Origin of the sequence: Bacillus ndiopicus (genome assembly GCF_000612805.1) — a bacterium.
GTDB lineage: Bacteria > Bacillota > Bacilli > Bacillales_A > Planococcaceae > Metasolibacillus > Metasolibacillus ndiopicus.
The window spans coordinates 532,557-556,480 of record NZ_HG964405.1; the positions used below are offsets into that span (position 1 = coordinate 532,557).

General features: G+C 38.1%; 20 protein-coding genes, 1 CRISPR repeat array and 1 other annotated feature. Of the genes, 15 read left to right on the top strand and 5 right to left on the bottom strand.

Annotated elements, in window-relative coordinates; translation table 11 throughout:
- Nucleotides 1–134: 134 nt before the first annotated feature.
- Genes TY13_RS10740 through TY13_RS10750 form a run of 3 tightly spaced genes read left to right on the top strand, consistent with a single transcriptional unit; the run spans nt 135 to nt 2,635 of the window.
- Nucleotides 135–1,394, top strand: coding sequence for a DNA polymerase IV (locus TY13_RS10740; protein WP_042475373.1), 1,260 nt, complete (start codon nt 135–137; stop codon nt 1,392–1,394).
- Between the two features lie 42 nt (nt 1,395–1,436).
- Nucleotides 1,437–2,375 carry a ribonuclease Z gene (gene rnz / locus TY13_RS10745; RefSeq protein ID WP_042475377.1) on the top strand — a complete coding sequence of 313 codons (939 nt, stop codon included), beginning with the start codon at nt 1,437–1,439 and terminating at the stop codon, nt 2,373–2,375.
- Nucleotides 2,376–2,404: 29 nt separating this feature from the next.
- Nucleotides 2,405–2,635: a hypothetical protein gene (locus TY13_RS10750; RefSeq protein WP_042475380.1), complete on the top strand. Its 231-nt coding sequence runs from the start codon at nt 2,405–2,407 to the stop codon at nt 2,633–2,635.
- A 43-nt stretch (nt 2,636–2,678) separates the two neighbouring features.
- Here TY13_RS10750 and TY13_RS19835 read toward each other — a convergent pair whose 3' ends face one another.
- Genes TY13_RS19835 through proC form a run of 3 tightly spaced genes read right to left on the bottom strand, consistent with a single transcriptional unit; the run spans nt 2,679 to nt 5,390 of the window.
- Nucleotides 2,679–3,563, bottom strand: a complete 885-nt coding sequence (locus TY13_RS19835) for a transglutaminase domain-containing protein (RefSeq protein ID WP_052344308.1) — start codon at nt 3,561–3,563, stop codon at nt 2,679–2,681.
- Nucleotides 3,557–4,570, bottom strand: a complete 1,014-nt coding sequence (gene namA / locus TY13_RS10760) for an NADPH dehydrogenase NamA (RefSeq protein WP_042475383.1) — start codon at nt 4,568–4,570, stop codon at nt 3,557–3,559. Before namA ends, TY13_RS19835 begins: the two co-directional genes overlap by 7 nt.
- 13 nt (nt 4,571–4,583) lie before the next feature.
- Entirely contained in the window at nt 4,584–5,390 is an 807-nt protein-coding gene (gene proC / locus TY13_RS10765) for a pyrroline-5-carboxylate reductase (protein ID WP_042475385.1), read from the bottom strand.
- 70 nt (nt 5,391–5,460) lie between these two features.
- Nucleotides 5,461–5,673 (bottom strand) — a binding site (T-box leader).
- A 118-nt stretch (nt 5,674–5,791) separates the two neighbouring features.
- Here proC and TY13_RS10770 point away from each other — a divergent pair.
- Together TY13_RS10770 and TY13_RS10775 are read left to right on the top strand one after the other, a co-directional pair.
- Nucleotides 5,792–6,733 (top strand): MBL fold metallo-hydrolase, encoded by a 942-nt coding sequence (locus tag TY13_RS10770; protein ID WP_042475388.1) that lies wholly within the window; start codon nt 5,792–5,794, stop codon nt 6,731–6,733.
- A 93-nt stretch (nt 6,734–6,826) separates the two neighbouring features.
- Entirely contained in the window at nt 6,827–7,630 is an 804-nt protein-coding gene (locus TY13_RS10775; protein WP_042475391.1) for an alpha/beta fold hydrolase, read from the top strand.
- Nucleotides 7,631–7,792: 162 nt separating this feature from the next.
- On the opposite strand, the gene hmpA is transcribed toward TY13_RS10775, so the two are convergent.
- Nucleotides 7,793–8,935, bottom strand: coding sequence for an NO-inducible flavohemoprotein (hmpA, locus tag TY13_RS10780; RefSeq protein WP_042475393.1), 1,143 nt, complete (start codon nt 8,933–8,935; stop codon nt 7,793–7,795).
- Between the two features lie 192 nt (nt 8,936–9,127).
- Between hmpA and TY13_RS10785 the strand changes: the two genes are divergently transcribed.
- The 4 genes from TY13_RS10785 to argH all read left to right on the top strand — a co-directional run bounded on the left by TY13_RS10785 (nt 9,128) and on the right by argH (nt 13,121).
- Nucleotides 9,128–9,565: an RrF2 family transcriptional regulator gene (locus TY13_RS10785; protein ID WP_042475897.1), complete on the top strand. Its 438-nt coding sequence runs from the start codon at nt 9,128–9,130 to the stop codon at nt 9,563–9,565.
- Nucleotides 9,566–9,631: 66 nt separating this feature from the next.
- On the top strand, nt 9,632–10,375 hold the full coding sequence (locus TY13_RS10790) for an SDR family NAD(P)-dependent oxidoreductase (RefSeq protein WP_042475396.1): 744 nt from the start codon (nt 9,632–9,634) through the stop codon (nt 10,373–10,375).
- 119 nt (nt 10,376–10,494) lie between these two features.
- Nucleotides 10,495–11,688 carry an argininosuccinate synthase gene (locus TY13_RS10795; RefSeq protein WP_042475399.1) on the top strand — a complete coding sequence of 398 codons (1,194 nt, stop codon included), beginning with the start codon at nt 10,495–10,497 and terminating at the stop codon, nt 11,686–11,688.
- A 59-nt stretch (nt 11,689–11,747) separates the two neighbouring features.
- Nucleotides 11,748–13,121, top strand: coding sequence for an argininosuccinate lyase (gene argH, locus TY13_RS10800; protein ID WP_042475402.1), 1,374 nt, complete (start codon nt 11,748–11,750; stop codon nt 13,119–13,121).
- A 107-nt stretch (nt 13,122–13,228) separates the two neighbouring features.
- Here argH and TY13_RS10805 read toward each other — a convergent pair whose 3' ends face one another.
- Entirely contained in the window at nt 13,229–14,158 is a 930-nt protein-coding gene (locus TY13_RS10805) for a nuclease-related domain-containing protein (protein WP_042475405.1), read from the bottom strand.
- 125 nt (nt 14,159–14,283) lie between these two features.
- On the opposite strand from TY13_RS10805, the gene TY13_RS10810 reads away from it, so the two are divergent.
- The 6 genes from TY13_RS10810 to TY13_RS10840 all read left to right on the top strand — a co-directional run bounded on the left by TY13_RS10810 (nt 14,284) and on the right by TY13_RS10840 (nt 23,913).
- On the top strand, nt 14,284–16,371 hold the full coding sequence (locus TY13_RS10810; protein WP_052344309.1) for a choice-of-anchor I family protein: 2,088 nt from the start codon (nt 14,284–14,286) through the stop codon (nt 16,369–16,371).
- Nucleotides 16,372–17,437: 1,066 nt separating this feature from the next.
- Nucleotides 17,438–18,199 carry a glycosyltransferase gene (locus tag TY13_RS10815; RefSeq protein ID WP_042475407.1) on the top strand — a complete coding sequence of 254 codons (762 nt, stop codon included), beginning with the start codon at nt 17,438–17,440 and terminating at the stop codon, nt 18,197–18,199.
- Between the two features lie 556 nt (nt 18,200–18,755).
- A CRISPR array of direct repeats spans nt 18,756–19,327; the repeat unit is 30 nt; unit sequence GTTTCTCTCTTTATAGAGAGAATGGATTGA.
- A gap of 235 nt (nt 19,328–19,562) precedes the next feature.
- Nucleotides 19,563–20,042, top strand: coding sequence for a DUF2975 domain-containing protein (locus tag TY13_RS10820; RefSeq protein ID WP_042475410.1), 480 nt, complete (start codon nt 19,563–19,565; stop codon nt 20,040–20,042).
- An 11-nt stretch (nt 20,043–20,053) separates the two neighbouring features.
- A complete protein-coding gene (locus TY13_RS10825) occupies nt 20,054–20,275 on the top strand; it encodes a helix-turn-helix domain-containing protein (RefSeq protein WP_042475412.1) in 222 nt (73 codons plus the stop codon).
- Nucleotides 20,265–21,029, top strand: a complete 765-nt coding sequence (locus TY13_RS10830) for a DUF817 domain-containing protein (RefSeq protein WP_154661588.1) — start codon at nt 20,265–20,267, stop codon at nt 21,027–21,029. Before TY13_RS10825 ends, TY13_RS10830 begins: the two co-directional genes overlap by 11 nt.
- A gap of 460 nt (nt 21,030–21,489) precedes the next feature.
- Nucleotides 21,490–23,913 (top strand): CRISPR-associated helicase/endonuclease Cas3, encoded by a 2,424-nt coding sequence (locus TY13_RS10840; protein ID WP_081796965.1) that lies wholly within the window; start codon nt 21,490–21,492, stop codon nt 23,911–23,913.
- Nucleotides 23,914–23,924 lie beyond the last annotated feature (11 nt).

Genomic DNA, 23,924 nt, shown 5'->3' on the forward strand with positions numbered 1-23,924 from the left:
TAGGGTTGTCTGAAAAGCAGGCTAGCGCACTGCTTTCCAGACAATTTTTATTTTGGAAAATCCTTTTTCTTGTAAGAATAACTGTTCGCATTTTATAATTTTGCGTATAATAGAGAAAAAGGGAGGTGTGGTAGATGGCAGGTCGTGTTATTGTACATATCGATATGAATTGTTTTTACGCTTCTGTTGAACAGGTTTTTGATCCAAGCTTGAAAGGGAAGCCAATTGCGATTGCAGGGAATCCGAAAGAGCGCCGGGGAATAATTATTACTTGCTCCTATGAGGCACGTGCTTTTGGAGTGAAAACGACGATGACTGTGCATGAGGCAAAAAAGCTGTGCCCGCAGCTCTTTATTTTACCGCCGAATTTTGAGCGCTATCGCCACGCCTCCAAGCAATTTTTTCAGCTATTGCGCGAATATACGGAGCTTGTTGAGCCTGTTTCAATTGATGAAAGCTATATTGATATTAGCGACCTATGTACGAATCGCCATGCGATGGAAATTGTTAAGGAAATTCAGCAGCGTATCTATTCAGAGCTACTGCTTCCATGCTCACTCGGTGTTGCGCCAAATAAATTTTTAGCGAAAACAGCCTCTGATATGAAAAAGCCTATGGGTATTACGGTTTTACGTAAACGTGATATTGCAGAAAAGCTTTGGCCATTACCTGTTATTGCAATGCATGGCGTTGGTAAAAAAACAGCTAATAAGCTTGCGACGATAGGTATTACAACAATTGAGCAGCTTGCCAAGGTGGAGGAGCATAAAATTCGTCAGTTACTTGGTATTAATGGCGAGCGCTTAAAAGCACGTGCAAATGGACAAGATAATCGACAGGTTGACCCAGATTCGATTTATGATACGAAAAGCGTTGGCAATTCTACCACATTACCACGTGATGAAACGGATTACAAAGCTTTGCAAATGATTATGAAGCAGCTTAGCGCAAAAGTAGCCGAACGTCTGAAAGCAAAGCGACTCGCAGGAACAACTGTGACCATTTATATTCGAGATGCAGATTGGCATAATCAAACAAGAAGTAAATCAGTGAAAAATGCAATAGCAAATGAGACAGAGATTTTCGAAATTGCCTGGGCATTATTTATGAAGCATTGGGATGAATCACCTGTTCGTTTGCTCGGTGTCACCGTATCGAATGTAACAGATCAGCAGCATGTTACCCAGCAGCTTGGTTTATTTGACCTTGAAGAACAAATTAAGGATGAGCCAATCGTCGAACTTATGCAGCAGCTTGAACGAAAATTTGGTAAAGGTGCTGTAAAGCGCGGTCTTACAGCACCTGTACAAGGAAAATATCAAGCGAATACAAGCTTTAGCAAAGATTTTTTAGATGATTTTGATGTGATTCAGCGGAAATCACCACCGCTTTAGCTAGGTAGACTATTATTAAATTTAGACAAGGAGGCGAACGATTTGGAGCTGCATTTTTTAGGAACAGGTGCAGGTATGCCTTCAAAGGAACGCAATACTAGCGCAATTGCTTTGAAGCTACTTGAAGAGCGAGGTACGATATGGCTATTCGATTGTGGAGAAGCGACACAGCATCAAATACTCCATACAACCATTAAGCCACGCAAAATTGAAAAAATATTTATTACCCATCTACATGGTGATCATATCTTTGGCTTACCAGGTTTACTAAGCTCTCGCTCTTTTTTAGGAGGAGAGGGCACTTTAACAATTTACGGTCCAGCAGGCTTACAAACATGGGTGGAAATGACGCTAACTTTAACAGGAACACATTTAACATATCCTATTGAATATGTAGAAGTGACAGAAGGTATTGTTTTTGAAGACGAGCAATTTACTGTGTACACAATGCCACTAGCACATGTTATTCCTTGTTTTGGCTATCGCATCGAGCAAAAAGCATTAGCGGGAGAACTATTAATCGAGAAAGCACTTGCTCTTGGTGTGCCGAAAGGTCCTTTACTTGGAAGGTTAAAGCAAGGAGAGAGCGTACTGCTTGAAAATGGGGAAACAGTTTATAGCGAGGACGTGACTGCACCGGCAAAGGAAGGTTTCATTGTCACGATTTTAGGGGATACAAAATTCTGTGAAAATGCAATTCATTTAGCGCAAGGAGCGGATATCGTTGTGCATGAAGCAACATTCGATGCGGAAACAGAAAATTTAGCTGCAAGCTATGGGCATGCTACAAATGTCGAAGCCGCGACAGTAGCAAAGGAAGCATCCGCTAAAAATTTAATTTTAAATCATATAAGCGCACGCTTTTTGCCGAACGACATTACGCAACTATTAAAGCAAGCGCGTGATGTATTTCCAGCAACATATATGGCAGATGATTATGCCCGATTTGAATTGAAAAATAAACAGTTCCAACAATTGTAGTAATCATTGAAAAGAAAGAGGGGAACAACATGAACCCACCAAAAATGAACCCAGCAGTACTACGCTTACTCGTTATTTTCCCAAACGTTTTAAGCTACATATTATTACTCGGTATAGTCGTTTTTATTGCGACAAACTATGCCGCATTGCATGAGGCAGAGGCATTAATGACATGGGTAATTATTGCTTGTGTGCTTGCACCAATGGCAGGCTATACAACATATTCGATTGTCAAGCGCATTCGTGCAGGAGTTTTATAAAAATGTAAAAAAACACAGGCCAATGAATTGCCGCCTGTGTTTTTTAATCCGCCTTTGGGTAATCCCCTTGCTCCCAAATATGCGTAGAACTCAACTGCTCATCTGTTAACATAAAATAAACTGTGCTTACTTGATTGTCAATGCCTGCGCCGCGATCATTCGATGTGGCATCGACATGTCGCCATTTGCCATCGATATTGACTAAGTTCCACATATGCTTACTATCATTTTCAATCGCGGATTTCAGCTCACCATATACTAATTTTGCCTCAAGCCCCGCCTCCACCAATAGCATATGCATGGCGGACGCATAGGCTTGGCAAACGCCACTACCATAAAGGAAAAAGCCTGATGGGGAGTGGTTGGTAACAAGGTCGTCATCTTTGAAATTATAATCCATGCCTTCAATGACGGCACGATGAATGGCTTCAAGCTTTTCCCTTTCTGATTTGCTTTCAAGCTGTAGCGAGGCAAGTAGGGCATCACGCTTTGGTAAGATGCTCGCCATTTCGATTTTGTTCGTTGTGAAGCGCGAAAACAGGTCAAGAAACAGCCCTTGCTCAATAGGAATGATGGCAAATTCATAATAAAATAGAGTGCCACCAATCATATCATGATGAATTCTTAATTTTTGTAGAAGTGCTTCTACATCTTCGGATAAAAGGTTTGGTCCTTTATAAATAAGCCCAATTTGCTGGTCAAACTGTGTGAGCTGTTTGGCTAAAATGCTTTCAAGCTCATCGGGAGAATTGGCCGTGAAAAGCTCACCGTACACTTGTCGAACATAGCGCTCATCTTGCAGTAGCTCATCAAGTGCTGGTTCAGCAATCGTTTCCACCGTTGCAATGTCCTCTTGTTCAACCTCTACTGGTGCAGAGCAACCTGTAACGATTAAAAGCATAGCGAACAAGAATAATTTTCTTACCACGCTCTTTTATAAACCTCTACAGTCGGCTCTAATGTAACACCTAGCTGCTGTGCCGCGCGATAAGGGAAATACGGGTCACGCAGCAATTCGCGCCCGATAATAATTAAATCAGCACTATCCTCCTGCAATACTTGTTCCGCCTCTTGCCCTGTTGTAATTAAACCAACCGTACCAACCGCAACATTTGCTCCCTCTTTAATCGTTTTTGCAAAAGGTACTTGATAAAGAGGGTAGGCATTAATCGTTGCAGGTACAACGGCACCAGATGATACATCGATAACATCAACACCTTGTGTCGCCATCCAACGAGCAAACTGTATGAAGTCTTCTGGTACTAGACCTCCCTCTGTATAATCATGCGCTGATACACGTACGAATAATGGTCCATCCCATTTTAAGCGAATCGCATCAATAATATTGCGTAATAGACGATAGCGGTTTTCAGCACTACCTCCGTAATCATCTGTTCTTTTATTCGTCAATGGTGATAAAAAAGTATTGACTAAATAGCCATGTGCAGCATGGATTTCTAGCACATCAAAACCTGCTTGTTGTGCGCGGATTGCCGCACCAGCAAATGCTTGCACAACAGTTTCGATATCTTCTAATGTCATTTCCTCTGGTGTACGGTAATTTTCGCTGAAAGCAAGTGCTGAAGATGCCACAACACGACCATCAACTGTTGATTTACGGCCAGCATGTGCTAATTGAATTGCTGCTTTTGCGCCATAGGCATGTGCTTGTGCAACAATTTTACTTTGTCCCTCAATATGATGATTATCCCAAATACCGAGATCGTTCGAAGAAATGCGACCTTCAGGTAAAACAGCTGTTGCTTCCGTAATAATTAGGCCGACACCGCCGACTGCACGTGAGCCGTAATGTGTTAAATGGAAAGGCTGTACCTCACCATCCTCTTTCGCCTCATACGTACACATTGGTGCCATAACGATACGGTTTTTTAATGTAATTTCTCTGATTGTGTAGCTGTCAAAAAGTTTTACCACGATGAAATACCTCCTAAATACCTTGTGCTAGCTCTCTTGAACGTGCCTCTGCGCTTTTCACACAAGCTGCTATTGCTGCTGTCACCTCATGCTGCTCAAGTGCGCGTAATCCCGCCTCTGTCGTGCCGCCAGGACTCGTTACTTTACGACGAAGCGTTGCTGGCTCCTCATTACCAGTTTGCAACATTGCGGCAGAGCCTGCAAGTGTTTGCACCATTAATGTACGCACAACATCTTGCTGCAGGCCAACTTCAGCTGCGACGTTTTCAAATGCCTCTAGTAAATAATAAATATAGGCAGGACCACTACCTGAAAAAGCAGTTACGGCATGCAATTGATCTTCCTCCACCTCAACGACAGTGCCAATTGCTTGTAGCATCGTTAGGCAAGTAGTGCGTAGCTGCTCATCAACAAGCTCATTAAACGCTACACCGCTAGCTGACATGCCAATCGTTGCAGAAGTATTAGGCATCGTGCGGGCGATAGGGCGGTTACCTAAAAAGCTTCTAATCGTTGCAATCGAAATGCCTGCTAGCACTGAGAAGACAACCGTCTTTTTATTTAAAAATGGAGCAATTGCAATCATCGCTTCCTTCGCATCTTTTGGCTTCATCGCTAAGACGATGCAATCCATGTCATGTAGCATTGATTTATTCGGTAAAATTTGCACTCCATATGCTTGCTGTAATGTTTCTAAACGATCCTGATCAGATTTATTCGTAATAAATAAATGCTCATTCGCAATGCAATTTTTATCAATCCAGCCTTTAATAATGGCTTCAGCCATAGAGCCTGCGCCGATAAATGCAATTCTTTCCATCTTAATCTCCTCCTTTAAAATTTGAAAATGCGGACGTCCAATCAAAATAAAAAGCGCTCCCGTCCTTAAAAATAAGGACGAAAACGCTATAGTTTCCGCGGTACCACCTTAGTTCACATTCAAAATGTGCCACTTCGCCTTTTAACGCAAAGGGCAACGGTTATGTTTTGCATAACGAGCTCGAAAGTAGGTTCAATAAATAAAGCGGGGATGCCACTTACACCAAATGTGGCACTCTCTAGACACCATTTATTTATTTACTTGGCTTTGTCAATGCTCTAATATTTAGAATACTCAAATTATATGAAGGTCTACTGGGAATGTCAACCTTTTACGTGACGAATTGTTCAAAAAGATGTAAAATGTAATGAATAGCTATTCATTTTTTGGGGGAATTATCAATGAACATACATAAAATTGTACTACCAACACCTTATGCGATTGGCGATGTCAATGCATTTTTAGTGAAAGGGGATGCCCTAACATTATTTGATGCAGGGCCGAAAACAGAAGAGGCATATAAGGCATTGCAACGCGGCATACGTGAAGCAGGGTATGATATGCAAGATATTGAGCAAGTTGTATTAACACATCATCATCCAGATCATGCAGGCTGGGTTGATGCATTTCCGAATGCAACTGTGCTTGGTCATCGCTACGTAGATTATTGGATGCGTCAAACAACGGATTTTTTACAATATCGTGAGAATTTTTATCGTGAGCAACTGGAGCAAGAAAATGTGCCGCAAGAAGATATTGCCCGCATTCTTGATGCAAGGGAGGAGCTCGAATTATTTGGAACTCGTCCGTTAACGCAATTTATAAACGATGGTGATGAAATACCGGGGCATCCAGGATTAATTGCATATGAAACTTTAGGTCATGCGCAAAGCCATTTTATTTTTGCCAAAGAACACACAGGAGAGGCAATCGGTGGAGATTTACTGCTTGAAAAAGTATCAAGCAATCCGCTAGTAGAGCCACCAGTTGACTTACAAGGAGAGCGACCAAAATCATTGCTGCAATACAATGCATCACTAAAAAAATTACAGCAAATGGATATCTCAACATTATATACAGGACATGGCGAAGCTGTCACAACGATTAAACCACTTGTAACTGAGCGTCTAACAAGACAGCATGACCGCGCCATGTATGTTTTACAGCTAATGGCTGAGCATAATAATGTATACGATTTAACAAAAGCCTTATTTGGCAAAACATACGCCAAGCAGCCTGGTTTAACGTTATCAGAAACACTAGGACAACTTGATTATTTAGTCGAAGAGGGCTATGCACGAAGCGAAATGCAAAATGGGGTGGAGATTTACACGCCTGCGTGAAGAGGTGGCTCATGTTGAGGGAAATTTTATTGTTATTTAGCGTCTGTTTATTACTCGCTACATCTGGTATACAGGGAAAGGGGGAACAAATACATGTCGATTTACTATAAAATAATTGGAGATGGATATCCCATTGTTATGTTGCATGGTTGGACACTTGATCATCAAGTGATGTTAAATGCAATGGAACCGTTATTCGAGAAACGAAGCGATTGGAAGAGAATATACATAGACTTACCGGGGATGGGGCATTCGAAGTCACAACCGTCTATTCAGAACTCTGATGATATTTTAGAAGCGATACTGCGTCTTTTGGACAAGATTATCCCTGATCAACAGTTTATTGTTTGTGGTAATTCATATGGAGGATACATTGCCAGAGGTATAGTCAGTTCACGTCAGGACATGGTTCGTGGATTGCTACTGATGGCACCCTTAATTATACCAGAATACGATGAAAGGGTAGTACCACAGCAGACTGTTCTAAAAAGAGACAGCAACTTGATATCAAATTTGTCTCCAGAAGAGGCTGATGCATTTTGCTCCATGGGGGTAGTACAAGGTCAAACTGAATGGGAGAGGTTTCGAAATGAAATTTTGCTTCCTTCTAAACAAACAAACTATGAATTCGTAAACCAAATTCGTCAAAATGGGTATGGCTTTACCTTCGATATTTCATCTAAACTTGAGTATCCCTCGCTAATTATCACTGGACGTCAGGACAATATAGTCGGATACCACGATGCGTGGCGACTAATTGAAGATTATCCAAGGGCAACTTTTGCAGCCCTTGATATGGCTGGTCACAACCTGCAAATCGAACAAACTGATGTATTTAACACATTAGTTCATAATTGGTTAGACAGACTTGAGTTGGAAAATTTCAAGATTGTATAACTTTTCGTAAATATGAGTTTACGGTTACATTAACCAGTTTGTTAAACAATAATCTAGGTAATTGAGGAAGCCCAATTAATTAGGGGTTTCCTATAATTTTTAGTATTTATCAACATTTCAATAAGAAAAGCACAGAGCGCGCTCTGTGCTTTTTTAGGTGAATTAAACCGCCATTGCTGGGCCGAAGAATTCGTAGTTGACGTTTTCTTCTGGAACCTTTAAGTCACGTAAAATGTTGATAATGTGAGACATAAATGGCGCAGGACCACATAGGTACACTTTGCTATCTTCTTTTAATAGACCTTCAAGCTGTTCTTTCGTTACAAAGCCTTCTACATCAGAGTAAAGTGCTTTGTAAGTACCACCGATTTCTTCTACTTTTGCAGAAATCGTTTCTGTAAATGCAGCGACATCCTTGTTACGTGCACATTGTAGGAATGCTACATCACGCTCTTCAATTGTTTGTAGCATACTATTTAATGGTGTTACACCGATACCACCACTTACGAATAATACAGGTGCGTCGCTATCGTCTAATGTGAATACGCCAGCTGGAGCACTTACATCGATTTCTGTACCTTGCTCATAGCCTGAGTGTAGGTAGTTTGAGACAATACCGTTTGGATCTTCTTCGCGTTTTACAGAAATGCGGTATTCGTTTTGGTTATTCGCTTCAGAAACTGTGTATTGACGATTCATTAAATATTTTTCACCAGGTACTTGCATGCGCAATGTAATATATTGACCTGCTTTATATGGTGGTAATGTTTGACCATCAACTGGTGCTAAATAGAAGGAAGTAACTAATTCACTTTCGACTTCAGTGCGCACAATTTTGAATGGCTTGAATAAACGCCAGCCTCCATTTTGCTCAGCTTCTTTAAATAAATCCTCTTCCACTTGGATGAAAATATCTGCGATTACGCCGTAAGCTTGTGCCCATGCATTAATGATATCCTCAGTTGCTGCATCGCCTAATACTTCTTTAATCGCTTTTAATAGGTTTTCACCAACGATTGGATAGTGCTCTGGTAAAACGCCTAAACTGCGGTGTTTATGTGCGATTTGAATAACTGTTGGTACGATTGCTTGTAAATTATCGATATGCATTGCTGCTGCTAAAACCGTATTTGCTAAAGCCGTTTGCTGACGACCTTGTTGTTGATTCGTATGGTTGAAAATGTTTAATAATTCTGGGTTGTCACGGAACATGTTTTGATAGAACGTTTTTGTGATTGTTAAACCATGCTCTTGAAGTGCAGGTACAGTCGCTTTAATAATGTCAATTGTTTGTTGTTGTAACATTTAAGTCACGTCCTTTTCTTGTGATAAGCCAAATATAAGCCTAAAATGAGTTTAAAGCAATATGAAAAATACATGTTTAACAAATCTGACACAAATGTAGTATTTAAAATACATCTTTTATACGCGATGTATTTCGCAAGCAAACAATGCGACTGAGTGATATACTGAACAATGAAGAAAGTTGGTGAAAAAGTGCGCTTAACCGTATATACAGACTATTCGTTACGTGTACTTATTTATTTAGGGGTACGCGGACAAAATCATTTAGCGACAATACAAGAAATTGCAGATGCTTATCAAATTTCCAAAAACCACTTAATGAAAGTGACATACGACCTTGGGCAGCACGGCTTTATCGAAACAATTCGTGGAAGAGGCGGTGGAATTCGCCTTGCAATGTCACCAGAGGAAATTAATATTGGCACGGTTGTAAGAAAAACAGAGGAAGATTTCCAACTTGTGGAGTGCTTCAGCTCAGATAGTAATTTATGTAAAATTTCAGCCGAGTGCCAATTGAAAAATGCGCTAAATGAAGCATTAAAGGCATACTTAGCGGTTTTAGATCAATATAATATTTCAGATTTTATTCATTCAAAGGAATCGTTGTTAAAGTTGCTTGGAATTCAATAAAGTAAAAGGCTACATGCAGAAAAGTTGCGTGTAGCTTTTTTACTAATGGAAAGGAAATACGGGAAAATGTCTAAAAAAACAATTTTAATTACTGGTGCAACGAGTGGACTTGGCTTACAAATGACAAAGCTTTGTCTAACAAAAGGTTACGAAGTGTATGCAACAGGTCGTAAAGAAGTTTCTTTAACTACATTAAAAAGCTTAGGAGCAAAAGCAATACAGGCGGATTTACGTAGTCTGTCACAAATCGATGAATTAATACAGCAATTACCAACAATAGATGTCGCAATTATTAATGCAGGTGTTGGTATTTTCGACAGTGCCTATGCATTAACTGATGAGCAAATTGCCACGATGATTGATGTCAATGTGAAAGCTCCTATTTTCTTAGCAAAAAGACTTGTCTCTAAGATGCAAGAAGGGGGACACTTTATCTTTATTAGCTCGCAAGCGGGAAAGGTCGCTACAAAAAAGGCAAGTGTTTATGCAGCTTCTAAGCATGCAATAACAGGCTTTATAGATGGTTTTCGTCATGAGGTAGCGCCCTATAGCATCAAAGTAACAGGCATTTTTCCAGGTCCGATTGATACGCCATTTTTGCAAAAAGCAGATGCAGCAGGTACATACCGACATGCGATAGCGCGTTTTTTATTGCCATCTGAAGAAGTCGCAAGTGCCGTTGTGAAAACGATTGAGCGACCTATACGCTCCGTTGATTTGCCACGTATTATGGGCCTAACGAGCAAGCTGTATGCAATTGCTCCCGCATTAGTTGAAAAGCTCGGAAGTCGTTTTTTTAATAAAAAATAAAATACAAACTTTTTTATAAAAATACACTTGTTTTTATAATTATTACGTGTTACTATTCGTGTATAAACTTTTAATTAAATGCATAAAAATACGTATAAATTATTGGAGGCACTTAAATTATGGCAAATAAAAAAGTAGTATTAGCTTATTCAGGCGGGCTTGACACATCAGTAGCTATTCCATGGTTAAAGGAGCAAGGCTGGGATGTAATCGCAGTTTGTCTTGATGTTGGTGAAGGAAAAGACTTAGAATTTATTAAAAATAAAGCATTGCAAGTTGGTGCAGTTGAATCGTATATGGTGGACGCAAAGGATGAATTTGCAGAGGAGTATGCACTTATTTCATTACAGGCACATACTTGGTACGAGCAAAAATATCCTTTAGTATCGGCATTATCACGTCCACTAATTTCGAAAAAGCTAGTGGAAATTGCCAACCAAACGAATGCGGACGCTGTAGCACACGGCTGTACAGGTAAAGGGAATGACCAAGTGCGTTTCGAGGTCTCTATTAAAGCGTTAAACCCTAATTTACAAGTACTTGCACCTGTGCGTGAATGGGGCTGGAGCCGTGACGAGGAAATCGAATATGCAACAAAGCATAATGTACCGATTCCTGCAACGTTAGACTCACCATTCTCAATTGACCAAAACTTATGGGGACGCGCAAATGAAGCAGGCGTAATGGAAGATCCTTGGGTAGCGCCACCAGAAGAAGCATACGGCTTAACGAAGGCGATTGAAAACACGCCAGATACAGCTGAAGTTGTTGAAATTGAATTTGTTGCTGGTAAGCCTGTCGCATTAAATGGTGAAGAAATGAAGCTTGCAGATTTAATCCAAAAATTAAATGCTGTTGCTGGTGAGCACGGCGTTGGGCGTATCGACCATGTAGAAAACCGCCTAGTAGGTATTAAATCGCGTGAAGTATATGAAATCCCTGGCGCAAAAGTGCTTTTAACTGCACATAAAGAGCTGGAAGATTTAACTTTAGTGAAGGAAATGGCGCATTTCAAGCCTGTTATTGAGAAAAAGCTTTCAGAGCTTATTTATGACGGACTATGGTTCTCACCACTGCGTCCAGCATTAGAGGCATTCCTAAAAGAAACACAACAATATGTAAACGGTACAGTGCGTGTGAAATTATTTAAAGGGCATGCGATTGTTGAAGGACGTAAATCACCAAACTCTTTATACAACGAAAAGCTAGCAACATACTCAAAAGAGGATATGTTCAATCATGCTTCAGCTGTAGGCTTTATCGAGCTTTGGGGACTTCCAACTGTTGTAGCATCAGGAGTAAATCAAAAATAACAAAAAAGGCAAGAGGCATGTAGCTTCTTGCTTCTATTTTTCAATCGAGGTGTCTTATTATGACAAAATTATGGGGTGGACGCTTTCAAAAATCTGCCGAAGCATGGGTGGATGAGTTTGGTGCGTCAATCGGCTTTGACCAACAATTAGTGATGGAAGATTTAGAGGGCAGTAAAGCCCATGTAACAATGCTTGGCATACAAGGCATTTTACCGCAAGCAGATGTCGAGCTTATTTTAAATGGCTTACAACAGCTTCTAGTAAAAGCAGAAGCAGACGAGCTTGAATTTACAGTTGCGAATGAGGATATTCATTTAAACTTAGAAAAAATGCTAATCGATTTAATCGGCCCTGTAGGTGGCAAGCTGCATACAGGTCGCTCACGCAACGACCAAGTCGCAACAGATATGCATTTATTTTTGAAAAAGCGCGTTGCAGAGGTGATCGGCTTAATCGAAAACTTCCAAAAAACGCTATTACAGCAAGCAGAGCAGCACGTTGAAACGATTGCGCCAGGCTATACGCATTTACAACGCGCACAGCCAATCTCCTTTGCCCACCATTTAATGGCATATTTTTGGATGCTGGAGCGTGACAAGCAGCGCTATTCGGAATCTTTGAAGCGCATTGATATTTCACCGCTTGGTGCAGGGGCGATGGCAGGCACAACATTCCCGATTGATCGCTTAAAATCGGCGGAGCTACTCGGCTTTGCGGATGTCTATGCAAATTCAATGGATGCGGTAAGCGACCGCGATTTCATTGTGGAATTTTTATCAAATTCATCATTATTAATGGCACATTTATCACGTTTTGCAGAGGAAATTATCCTATGGTCAACGGATGAATTTAAATTTATTGAGCTAGATGATGCCTTCTCAACTGGCTCATCTATTATGCCACAAAAGAAAAACCCTGATATGGCGGAGCTTATTCGCGGAAAATCAGGCCGCGTATACGGCAATTTAATGGGACTACTAACAGTATTAAAAGGCACGCCATTAACATATAACAAAGACATGCAAGAGGACAAAGAAGGCATGTTCGACACAGTGCATACAGTGTTGGGCGCATTGAAAATTTTCGAAGGCATGGTTGCGACGATGACTGTCAACACGGAGCGCTTACATAGCGCCGTGCATAGCGACTTCTCAAACGCAACAGAGCTAGCGGATTATTTAGCTGCAAAGGGCATGCCATTCCGTGAAGCTCACGAAGTAACAGGCAAGCTGGTCTTCACATGCATTCAGCGTGGTATTTATTTGCTAGACTTACCACTAGCGGATATGCAGAAGGAAAGCTTACTAATCGAAGAAGACATTTACACTGTACTTGCACCAGAAGCAGCAGTGCGCCGCCGCAACTCACTAGGTGGCACAGGCTTCGAGCAAGTAAAGATACAACTTGAAAAAGCTAAAGCATGCTTAGCATAGAAAGGGCTCCGCGTGAGCCCTTTCTTTTTTATGGGCGAATTCACGGGTCTTGCGAGCGAATTTGGCAGTTTAATGAGCGAATTTAAGATTCTTGCGAGCGAATTCACCTATCTCATGAGCGAATCGTTACTTTCGTCCAGGTTCATCGTAAGAATTTGCTCTGGAATTGCATAGTATGTGTATTTTCCACGTTGTTTAATTGATAAAAATCTTAGTAGTCGCTTTGCTGCATGTCGAGATGAAATATCGCACAACTGACAAAACTGCTGATTTGTTATTTTCGTATCAACTAGTATACGAAAATCATGCAAAGCTTGAAAATGCGCATATTTGTCTTGGAGTTGACAGCGTGTACAAATAAATTTACCTCGTCCAAAGTGCATTTTAATAGCACATTTTTTGCAAAATACACCATACTTCAACTGTTCTAATGTGAAACTAAGCGGCTCTTTTCTGGGGCTATGCAAAGATATCAGCCGTGCATAAGCTTTGTCCAAGTCAAGTATAGACTCTGTATATTGCATAAGGTTTTTTTCAATAAAACTATGCACATAATCTGCATGAAAAATAGGGAAATCGGGAGGCTTGCTCGTAATGATGGCGCGGCGATTCGCGATAACAACGGCGCCTATGATTGGAATGTTGGGGAATAAAGGAGAAAGCACACGCATATGACGGTTAATCTGCTCAATAGGATTCGGAAAACGCTCAATGACACCATCAGCACGCGTTCGTATTAGCTGTGAAGCCTCCAAATCAAAATGAAGTTGACCTGCCATATTTTTCACTTCAAAGCACATAATGAACGACGGGAAAATAACGATAAAATCAATTTCGTGGCGATGCTGTGCATCATTCAAAAAAGACATATTGCGAATGATTCGATGCGGGGTAGTAAGTTCTTGTAAATGGAAATATACCTCCTCCTCACCTGAAGTACCTGCATTGGCCAGTGCGAGCTGCTCTGTAAAATATAAATAATTAGGATGTAATTCGCTCACTCTTCTAACAATTGCTTCAAGCTGTTGAAGCCTCAAATAAAATCACCTCCATATATAATATCGAATCTGGGTCAATTCTTTAAATAATTTTAACACTCTCTTTACATTAAACATGTACGATACGAGAGATAAATTAATTTTATTTGGAGGTTCGACAATACATGAAATTTAAAAGTTTAGCAGCATTAACAGCAGGGATTACAATTGCATTATCTAGCCTGGGTGCACCATTAGGGGCAAAGGCTGAAACGATGCTAAATATGCAAGTTACATCTCGCTATGATTCGGGTGTACAAAATGAGGATGGCGGCGCAACAGAAATTGTTGCTTACAATGCTGATAATCAAAAATACTATGTAATTAACGGCACAACAAAGCAAATTGAAGTTGTTGCTTTACCAAGCACTACATCATTTGCATCTTTAAAAGTAGAAAAAAGCATTAATCTTGAACAAGGGCTTAAAAAAATCAAACCAACATTTACATACGGCGATGTGACAAGTATTAGTGTCAATACAGAATTAGATTTGATTGTTGCGGCAGTACAAGCTGCTGGTACAAATGACAATGGCCTAGCAGTATTTTTAGATTACGATGGGACAATTCAACATATTGTAGAAGCTGGTAAGCAGCCAGACATGATTACATTCACGCCTGACGGTAAAAAAGTGCTTGTAGCGAATGAGGGTGAGCCTCGTGATGGCTATGATAAAGCGGTTGATCCAGAGGGAAGTGTGACAGTTATTGATTTAGCAAATGGTGTGACGAATGCTACAGCACAAACAGTAACATTTAAAGCACTAGATGAGCGACGCGAGGAATTAGTTGCAAGCGGGGTGATTATTAAGAAAAATACCCTTCCTTCAGTTGACTTTGAGCCTGAGTATATTACTGTGAACCAAGCAAGTGACAAAGCTTACGTGACACTACAAGAAGCAAACGCAATCGCTATTTTAGATTTAACAACAAATGAATGGATTGATGTAAAATCACTAGGCTTTAAGGATCATAGCTTAGAAAAAAATGCTTTAGATTTCAGAAAAGATAAGAAGATTGCGATTCAACCTGAAAATTTACTAGGTATTTATATGCCTGATGGAATCACAAGCTATGAGGTAAATGGCAAAACCTATTTAGTCACAGCCAATGAAGGCGATTCTCGCGACTGGAACGGCTATATTAACGAAGTTGAAACAGAATTAGATGGCAATGAAATAGTTCTATTTGATGCATCAGATTATGACGGCTTGGATGCATCTAAAACATATAGCTTTGGTGCGCGTTCATTTTCAATTTACGAAGCAGATACAATGAAACAAGTGTATGATAGCGGTAGCGATTTCGAAAAAATTACGGCAAAAGCATTCCCTGAATACTTCAATGTTTCGAATAATAACACGAAAATTGATAACCGCAGTGGGAAAAAAGGACCTGAACCAGAAGATGTAAAAATTGGGCAAATTGGCGACCGCTTCTATGCCTTTGTTGGACTTGAACGTATCGGAGGCATCATGATGTACGATATTACAAACCCAAATGCGCCAACATTTGTACAATACGTTAATGAACGTGATTTCAGCGCTGATATCAAAGGGGATGTATCGCCAGAAGGACTTGCATTTATTCCAGCAGAAAAAAGCCCAACTGGTCTACCAACTTTACTTGCAGCACATGAAGTAAGTGGTACAGTAGCAACATTTACCATCGGCGCAACACCAAAAGTGACATTTACAGATATTCAAGGTCACGGGGCACAATCTGCAATTGAAGCATTAGCAAGTGCTGGCATTTTCAAAGGTGTGACAAACGAGCAATTTAATCCAAACGGGCAAATAACAAGAGCACAATTTATTACTGTATTAGGTCGTACACAGGAACTAGCACCATCAACTAATGCGCCATTTACAGATGTAAAAGCAACACACTATTTTGCAGAGGCTGTTGTATGGGCATACGAAAACAAGCTGATTGATACGACAGACAATCAATTCAAACCAAATAATGCCATTACACGTGAAGAAGCAGCACAAATTATTTACCGTTATTTACAAGTAACAGGCTATAAATTCTCACAAGAACAAACAAAACAAGCTTACTCAGATGATGCAGCCATTGCACCAGCAACAAAGGAAGCAATCTATGCACTTCAACAAGCTGGCATAATGACAGGCAATGAACAACAAGAGTTTTTACCTCAAGAAACTTTAACTCGTGCAGAAGCAGCAACAATTTTACAACCATTGTTTTAATGGATGAAATGTAGCGATTCGCGCATAAGTAGTGAAATTCGTATATAAGGTAAGAATGGTACAATCATAAAATAAAAGCGCATGAAATCTAGTGGAAAGCTTTGATTTCATGCGCTTTACTCATGCTATGTTCTGTTCTCTTTTCTATTTTAGCTCTGTTTAAAATAGTATATGATTTAAGGTTAATATTTTTCTTGTAATAAATGTAATCACCGATTTGAAAGTGTTGGACCAATGGGAAGCTTCCAGAAAAATAATTGCTAAATTAAATTTAATAGAAAACAATAAATGAGGTTCGGTGCGAATGTGAAGCGAACATGATTTACTAGGGGGATTCGCACCAATATTTTGAATGGTTTTCCATTGAAATGGGAATTTATTTAGGTTAATATTACTTTAAAGATTTATTTTTTGTTGAAAACCAATGATAAATATTATTTTTTTCTTGTTTTTCACAGTCTCTCTCTTTATGGAGAGAGTGGATTGAAATTTAGCAAAAACAACAGCACCTAAAGTTTTACCCGTCTCTCTCTTTATGGAGAGAGTGGATTGAAATATTCCTGATAATATAGCACCTGCACCTCCTGTAGGTCTCTCTCTTTATGGAGAGAGTGGATTGAAATCAAAAACTCATTAAAACCAACTTTACTGTCTGGTGTCTCTCTCTTTATGGAGAGAGTGGATTGAAATCCTGCTACTAGTGCAACATTGGATACAGCAGCAAGTGTCTCTCTCTTTATGGAGAGAGTGTATTAAAATGTAACACACCTCACTTTTTCGTCTTTACAAAGTGCTGCTAAAAAAGCAGTTTAATTATTATTTATCTTTGTTGCTCCACAATCAAGCCCGATTGTTTAACTTTCAACTATTAACCCAAATCTTCGATATTGATAAAGGCTTTTAACCATCATAGACAGGCTTTAAATTATGACGTAGTAAAGTAAATATTAAATTTCAATGGCTCATACAATTAATTAAGCTGATACTATTCTTAATAGGGATCGCGTTTGTTTTAAGTCACAGTTATAGAAATAAAATTGTTTTATTGACAAAGGGGAGATACTGTGTGAACGAAAATGTAAACTTGTCAGAAGATAAAAATAATGAGGATATAAAAATTTCAATCGTAATACCCGCTCATAATGAAGAAAAGTATATTGGAAAATGCTTAGAATCTATTTTGCAAGCCTCAAAGCTAATTAAAAATCAAGTTGAAATCATAGTTGTGTTAAATCGTTGTACAGATAGAACGGAAGAAATTGCAAAATCGTATAAATGTATTGTAGTAAAAAATAATGATAAAAATCTTTCTAAAATTAGGAACGCAGGTGTGGAAATAGCTAGAGGTGAAATCATCGTTACCATTGATGCGGATACACAGATGAACGAACACGTATTGTCTAAGGTAGAGGAGAACTTAATCTCTGGAAAGTACATTGGTGGCGGTGTCACGGGAAAATTTGAACGAATGTCTTTAGGAATTTTTACTTCAACTTTGTTGTTAATTGGACCACTACTCTTTAAATATGGAGCAATTTCTGTGGGAATCTTTTGGTGCTATAAAAAGGATTTTAAATCAATTAATGGATTTAATGAAAATATGCTTATGGCAGAAGATGCGGATTTCGCTAAACGATTAAAAGACTGGGGAAAAAAGCAAGGGAAAAAGTATGGGACAATTCAAAATGGAATGATAACTTCAACTAGAAAATTTGATAAACATGGAGACTGGGTTTTACTTAAACGTCCAAAAATAATCCTAGCTTATCTTAAAGGAACAGACCGAAAATATGCGGATGAAGCATATTATGAAAATCCAGATAGATAAGAATATAAACTAAAGCTAGATTTCAAAATGAGAGATAAGAGAATAAAGAAAAATAGATTATAAAGATATATTTAAATAAACAATGACATTAATCAAAGAAGAATAACGCTTTTTGTTGAAGTTACTAGATTATCAGATAGCTTATCTTTAATAAAATTTTTCATAATCTAGCTCATTATTAAAGAAAGAAATGCCACACATCATAGTTATTTTTATCAAGCTTTATTTTAAATCCCCATATGGAGTGTGTGGATGAAATACTAGAACTAGCAAAGAAATTTTTTTAAAATAACTAAATTCAGTATACTAAGAATGTAAAGTAAACTTTATAGAAATAAAAAATACAGGTTATGTAACTACAGTAAATAACTTAATTTACAATAATAGTTATCATTAAGTGCGAATGTGAAGCAAACATGATTTACTAAGGGGATTCGCACCAAAAACGTAGGTGAATTTCCATTATAATGGGGGATTTTTTGGGTTAATATGACCTGAAGAATTTATTTTTTAGTGAAAATCAATGATAAATATTATTTTTTTCTTGTTTTTCATAGTTTCTCTCTTTATAGAGAGAATGGATTGAAATTTGACCTGCTTTTTCATACTGTCGTATGCCTTGCGTTTCTCTCTTTATAGAGAGAATGGATTGAAATTCTACATCTCTAGAAATAACGAACGGAGCGACCACGTTTCTCTCTTTATAGAGAGAATGGATTGAAATAATTTTCACATCCGATTTTTGTGTCTTCACACGTTGGGTTTCTCTCTTTATAGAGAGAATGGATTGAAATTGTTGTCTTCATGTACTTACCCTCCTGTGATGGAGTGTTTCTCTCTTTATAGAGAGAATGGATTGAAATTATAGTAGTTGGGTTTGTAGAAGATTTTGCACCAGTTTCTCTCTTTATAGAGAGAATGGATTGACATTAACACTCCTTTTTGTAAACTCTATGTACCATATTGTTTCTCTCTTTATAGAGAGAATGGATTGAAATAATAAATAGTATGGCTCTTGTTCTAAGTCAAATTGTTTCTCTCTTTATAGAGAGAATGGATTGAAATCGAGAAGGGTGTCCCAAATACTTATACCATATTGTTTCTCTCTTTATAGAGACAATGGATTGAAATTTCTGGAGTTTTAAATCTTATACGGGTCTTTTAGTTTCTCTCCTCATAAAACGAATAACTTAAAATTTATATAGTAAATGCAAAGCCTGGAAAATTTTACAGTTCGTAGAATTTTTCGGGCTTATTTTTTATATTTAAGGGAACCAAATTTAAAATACTGTAGTCTAATACTATGAAATTCATGTTTTTCGATATAAAATTATCGATAAACAATAAAAATGAGGTGTTCATAATGAAAAAACAAACGCTTTTCTTAAAAGCAACTTTAGTTATCCTTGCATTGCCTGTACTTGCGCTTTGCACAATTGGTTTCCCGATGTTATTAATGAATCTTACAAAAAGTGGATGGCAGCTTGTCGGTGTACTATATGGTATTGTAGCGATTTTTTATGTAACGGCTATTTTCTATTTCATCGCACTTTATCAAGCATTGAAGCTATTGAATTTCATTGATCATAACAGCGCATTTTCATATGATTCTGTAACTGCACTGAAAAAAATTAAATGGAGTGGCTTTATAATTACAAGCTTGTACGTGGTGTGTATGCCGTTACTCTATATCATCGCTGAATATGACGATGCGCCAGGTGTTATTATAATAGGCTTAGTGCTAGGTGGTGCGGCATTCGTTGTAGGCGTTTTTGCAGCAGTACTCCAACATCTATTAACAAGTGCCATTGATATGAAAACAGAAAACGATTTAACGATTTGAGGTGAACGAATATGGCAATTATTATTGAACTCGATGTTATGCTAGCCAAACGAAAAATGACTGTAACAGAGCTATCAGAAAAAGTTGGCATTACGATGGCGAACCTTTCTATTTTAAAAACAGGCAAAGCAAAAGCCATCCGCTTTTCAACATTAGAGGCGATTTGTAAAGCTTTAGACTGTCAGCCAGGAGATATTTTGCTATATGAAGAGGATACCAACGATGAAGCATAAAGTAACACAGTTACTCTATTTCGGGCGAGAACAAGCATTATCATGCCTTTTCCCAGTCGTTATCTTTGCTTCTCTAGCATTAACAAAATTTATTCCATTACCATTTCTAGCAAGGTACGACTGGCTTCTCATCATCTGCCTTGCGATGCAATGGTGGATGGTGCGCTCTGGTCTTGAAACAAAGGATGAGCTCAAGGTTATCACATTATTTCACTTAATCGGGCTCACACTTGAAATTTTCAAAGTACATATGGGGTCATGGGTTTACCCAGAGGAAGGCTTTTTCAAAGTTTTCGGTGTGCCACTCTATAGCGGATTTATGTATGCTAGCGTCGCAAGCTATTTATGTCAAGCATGGCGTCGCTTAGATGTAGAGCTTGTCAAATGGCCACCATTTCTAGCCGTCGTACCACTTGCCTCAGCAATTTATTTCAATTTTTTCTGGCATCATTTTTGGATGGATATACGCTGGTGGCTAGGGCTTTTAGTGATTGTTGTATTCTGGCGTGCATCTGTTAATTATAAAGTGAACGGTATAGAGTACCGCATGCCAATCGTATTAAGCTTCGCACTTATTGGATTTTTTATATGGATTGCTGAAAACATCGCGACCTTTTTTGGCGCATGGCAATATCCGAATCAAACGCACGCTTGGAGTTTGGTGCATTTGGGGAAGATAAGTTCTTGGTTGCTCTTGGTTATTGTGAGTTTTTTGATTGTGGCGGAGTTGAAGAGGGTGAAGGGTGTGTCATAATAAGTAAGCATAAATGGAGAAACTCCCTCAGCAAAATTGTTGAAGGAGTTTCTCTTTCTTATTAATCGGATTTTCGATCCACGTAGTTTAATCTACGACCTATTAATAATATCATACTTTAAACAACTCTAAAACTTTAATAGCAAATAATGTTGCGTTTAGATATTTAGAATGTTATGATTTGTGAAAATTAATCTTCTCCGATTAATATATAAGGGGTGTGGCTATGTATAAAAAACAAATTGAAATCTATCAAGCATTCAAATCTGGAAAATCAATTAAATATTTGAGTAAGAAATATAATGTACCTAAATCTGAGATAGAGAGTATTATTCGTTATTATTTATCGCCTATTAGACTTTTATTAAGTTTTAATGCATCTATATTTTTAATTAAGATTATTAATCCGCGATTATTTTTGTGAAAATAATACATTAAAAAGGGAGAAAATTAATTAATTATGTCAGCATATCCAAAAATGAATTGCTCTTCCAAAAAACATGTTGTATGCTATAGAAAAGAGGTGGAACGTATGTTTCTGGCGCATATTAGAGAGGTAGATCAGGCAGAGCAAAATGTACAAAATCATTTAGAGGAAGTTGCAATATTAGCAAGAGTATATGGAAAGCCAGCAGGTGTAGGAGCACATGCTGAATTATCTGGTTTTTTACATGATCTGGGTAAATTTACAGAAGCGTTCACGATTTATTTGAAAAATGCGGTTTTGCATAATGAAATTGCGACAAAGAAGATAGACCATTCAACAGCAGGTGCAAAATATTTGTATGAGCGATTTTATAACGGCGATGGAATGCAAAAATTAGTTGTAGAAACAGTAGGAATGGCTATATTATCACATCATTCTGGATTGCAAAATTTTGCTCAACTAGATTTAGAGATATCTGATTATATAAAACGCGTAACAAAAGATTTACCCTATTATGATGAAGTGGTTGCAAATTTTGAAGCTATTGAAGGAAATAAAGAACGTGTACAACGATTAGTAAACGAAGCAAAAGAAGAATGTGGTATATTTTTTGAGAAAATAGGTACTAAAGAGCATATGAGTGTTTATTTGAGTTACTTACAAAAGCTTGTATTTAGTTGTTTAATTGATGCTGACCGTACAAATACTAGATGTTTTGAAGAGAATCAACCTTCAGTAATTTCAGACTACACCAACGTATTTTCAGAGGGTTATCAACAACTTATGAAACAAGTTGAAGAATGGAAGAAAAATAAGGAGCCTATTAATCAATTACGCACTGAAATGTCTGAAAATTGCGATTTGTTAGCTGGTAATCCATCATCTATTCACACATTATCTATTCCTACAGGAGGTGGTAAAACATTTGCGAGTTTACGTTATGCTTTAAAACATGCTCAGCAGTATAAAAAATCACGCATCATTTATGTTGTTCCTTATACAACTATTTTAGAGCAAAATGCCGAAGCTGTTAGAAATATCATTAAGCAACAAGATGCTGTTTTAGAACATCATGCAAATGTTGTAGATGATGAGAAACTTGATCAGGAAGAAGATTTTTATGGAATTCCTCATCATAAAAAATTGCAGCTAGGGAGAGATAATTGGGATTATCCAATTATCTTTACCACAATGGTACAGTTTTTAGATACTTTCTTTCAAAAGGGGACGAGAAAATCAAGAAGGTTGCATAATTTAACAAATGCGGTTGTTATATTTGACGAAGTACAATCTGTTCCATACAAGCATTTTAGTTTATTTAATACTGCATTGAATTTTTTGCATTATATAGGAAATAGTAGCTTGGTTTTATGTACAGCTACACAGCCAACAGTTGGAACAATGAAGTATCCTATGGAATTAAATGAGAATGCTGAAATGGTTCCACAGTTAACAAATGTGGTAAAAGCATTTGAACGAGTTACGATTCACAATCGAGTAACTACTGAAGGATATGATGCAGAAAAACTGGCGATATTTGTGCAAAATATACTGAAGAAGAGACAATCAGTATTAGTTATATTAAATACAAAAACCGCTGTACGGCGATTGTATGAAGAACTAGCAAAAATAAAAGAGTGTAAGGTATATCATTTGAGTACTTCTATGTGTCCAGCACATAGAAGCCAAACTTTAAGAGAAATCAAGGAAGGGCTTGGAAAAGAGCCAATTATTTGTGTTAGTAGTCAGTTGATTGAGGCTGGGGTAGATATTAGCTTTGAGGCAGTTGTTCGCTCTTTAGCGGGCTTAGATTCTATTGCCCAAGCAGCTGGTCGATGTAATCGTCACAACAAGCAAGAAAAAGGCGATGTATACATTGTTCGAGCCAAAGATGAAAATTTAAGAAATCTTCCAGAAATCGCTGTAGGCGGAGAAGTAACAGCAAATTATATTTTGCGAGATGAAAAATATGCGGCTGATATTTTAAGTCCGAATGCAATTTACCATTATTTTAGACATTATGATAATTATGTGAAGTCGAAAATTAAATTGACTCCAGACAAATTAAAGTATGAATTAATCAATCTTCTTGAAAGAGATATTCAATCACCAACGAGAGGAAACATATCCTATGCTTTATTTAAAACATTGGAACGATATTTTCAAGCGATTGAATCTCCTACAAAGGCAGTAGTTGTTCCATTCGAACAAGGAAAAGAAATTATTGCTGCATTGAATGAAAAACAAACGGATATGACGGAGTTTAATAATTTACTTAAAACAGCACAACAATTTAGCGTCAATCTATATGAACATGAATGCCGATTGCTTAGCCAACAAGGATTATTAAAGCAGTTATACAATGAGTCGTTTTATTATTTAGATGATAAAGCTTATAGCACAGCTTTTGGCGTTTCAATTAAAGGTGAAGAAAAAATGGAGGATTACTCCTTTTGAAGAGGTGAAAA

Excerpts from the sequence above, each read along its gene's own strand:
- TY13_RS10770 (WP_042475388.1), top strand. The coding sequence starts at position 5,792 with ATGAACATACATAAAATTGTACTACCAACACCTTATGCGATTGGCGAT.
- TY13_RS10840 (WP_081796965.1), top strand. The coding sequence starts at position 21,490 with ATGTCAGCATATCCAAAAATGAATTGCTCTTCCAAAAAACATGTTGTA.
- TY13_RS10740 (WP_042475373.1), top strand. The coding sequence starts at position 135 with ATGGCAGGTCGTGTTATTGTACATATCGATATGAATTGTTTTTACGCT.
- TY13_RS10775 (WP_042475391.1), top strand. The coding sequence starts at position 6,827 with ATGTCGATTTACTATAAAATAATTGGAGATGGATATCCCATTGTTATG.
- TY13_RS10750 (WP_042475380.1), top strand. The coding sequence starts at position 2,405 with ATGAACCCACCAAAAATGAACCCAGCAGTACTACGCTTACTCGTTATT.
- hmpA (WP_042475393.1), bottom strand. The coding sequence starts at position 8,935 with ATGTTACAACAACAAACAATTGACATTATTAAAGCGACTGTACCTGCA.
- proC (WP_042475385.1), bottom strand. The coding sequence starts at position 5,390 with ATGGAAAGAATTGCATTTATCGGCGCAGGCTCTATGGCTGAAGCCATT.
- TY13_RS10810 (WP_052344309.1), top strand. The coding sequence starts at position 14,284 with ATGAAATTTAAAAGTTTAGCAGCATTAACAGCAGGGATTACAATTGCA.
- TY13_RS10825 (WP_042475412.1), top strand. The coding sequence starts at position 20,054 with ATGGCAATTATTATTGAACTCGATGTTATGCTAGCCAAACGAAAAATG.
- TY13_RS10795 (WP_042475399.1), top strand. The coding sequence starts at position 10,495 with ATGGCAAATAAAAAAGTAGTATTAGCTTATTCAGGCGGGCTTGACACA.
- TY13_RS10790 (WP_042475396.1), top strand. The coding sequence starts at position 9,632 with ATGTCTAAAAAAACAATTTTAATTACTGGTGCAACGAGTGGACTTGGC.
- TY13_RS10820 (WP_042475410.1), top strand. The coding sequence starts at position 19,563 with ATGAAAAAACAAACGCTTTTCTTAAAAGCAACTTTAGTTATCCTTGCA.
- TY13_RS10830 (WP_154661588.1), top strand. The coding sequence starts at position 20,265 with ATGAAGCATAAAGTAACACAGTTACTCTATTTCGGGCGAGAACAAGCA.
- argH (WP_042475402.1), top strand. The coding sequence starts at position 11,748 with ATGACAAAATTATGGGGTGGACGCTTTCAAAAATCTGCCGAAGCATGG.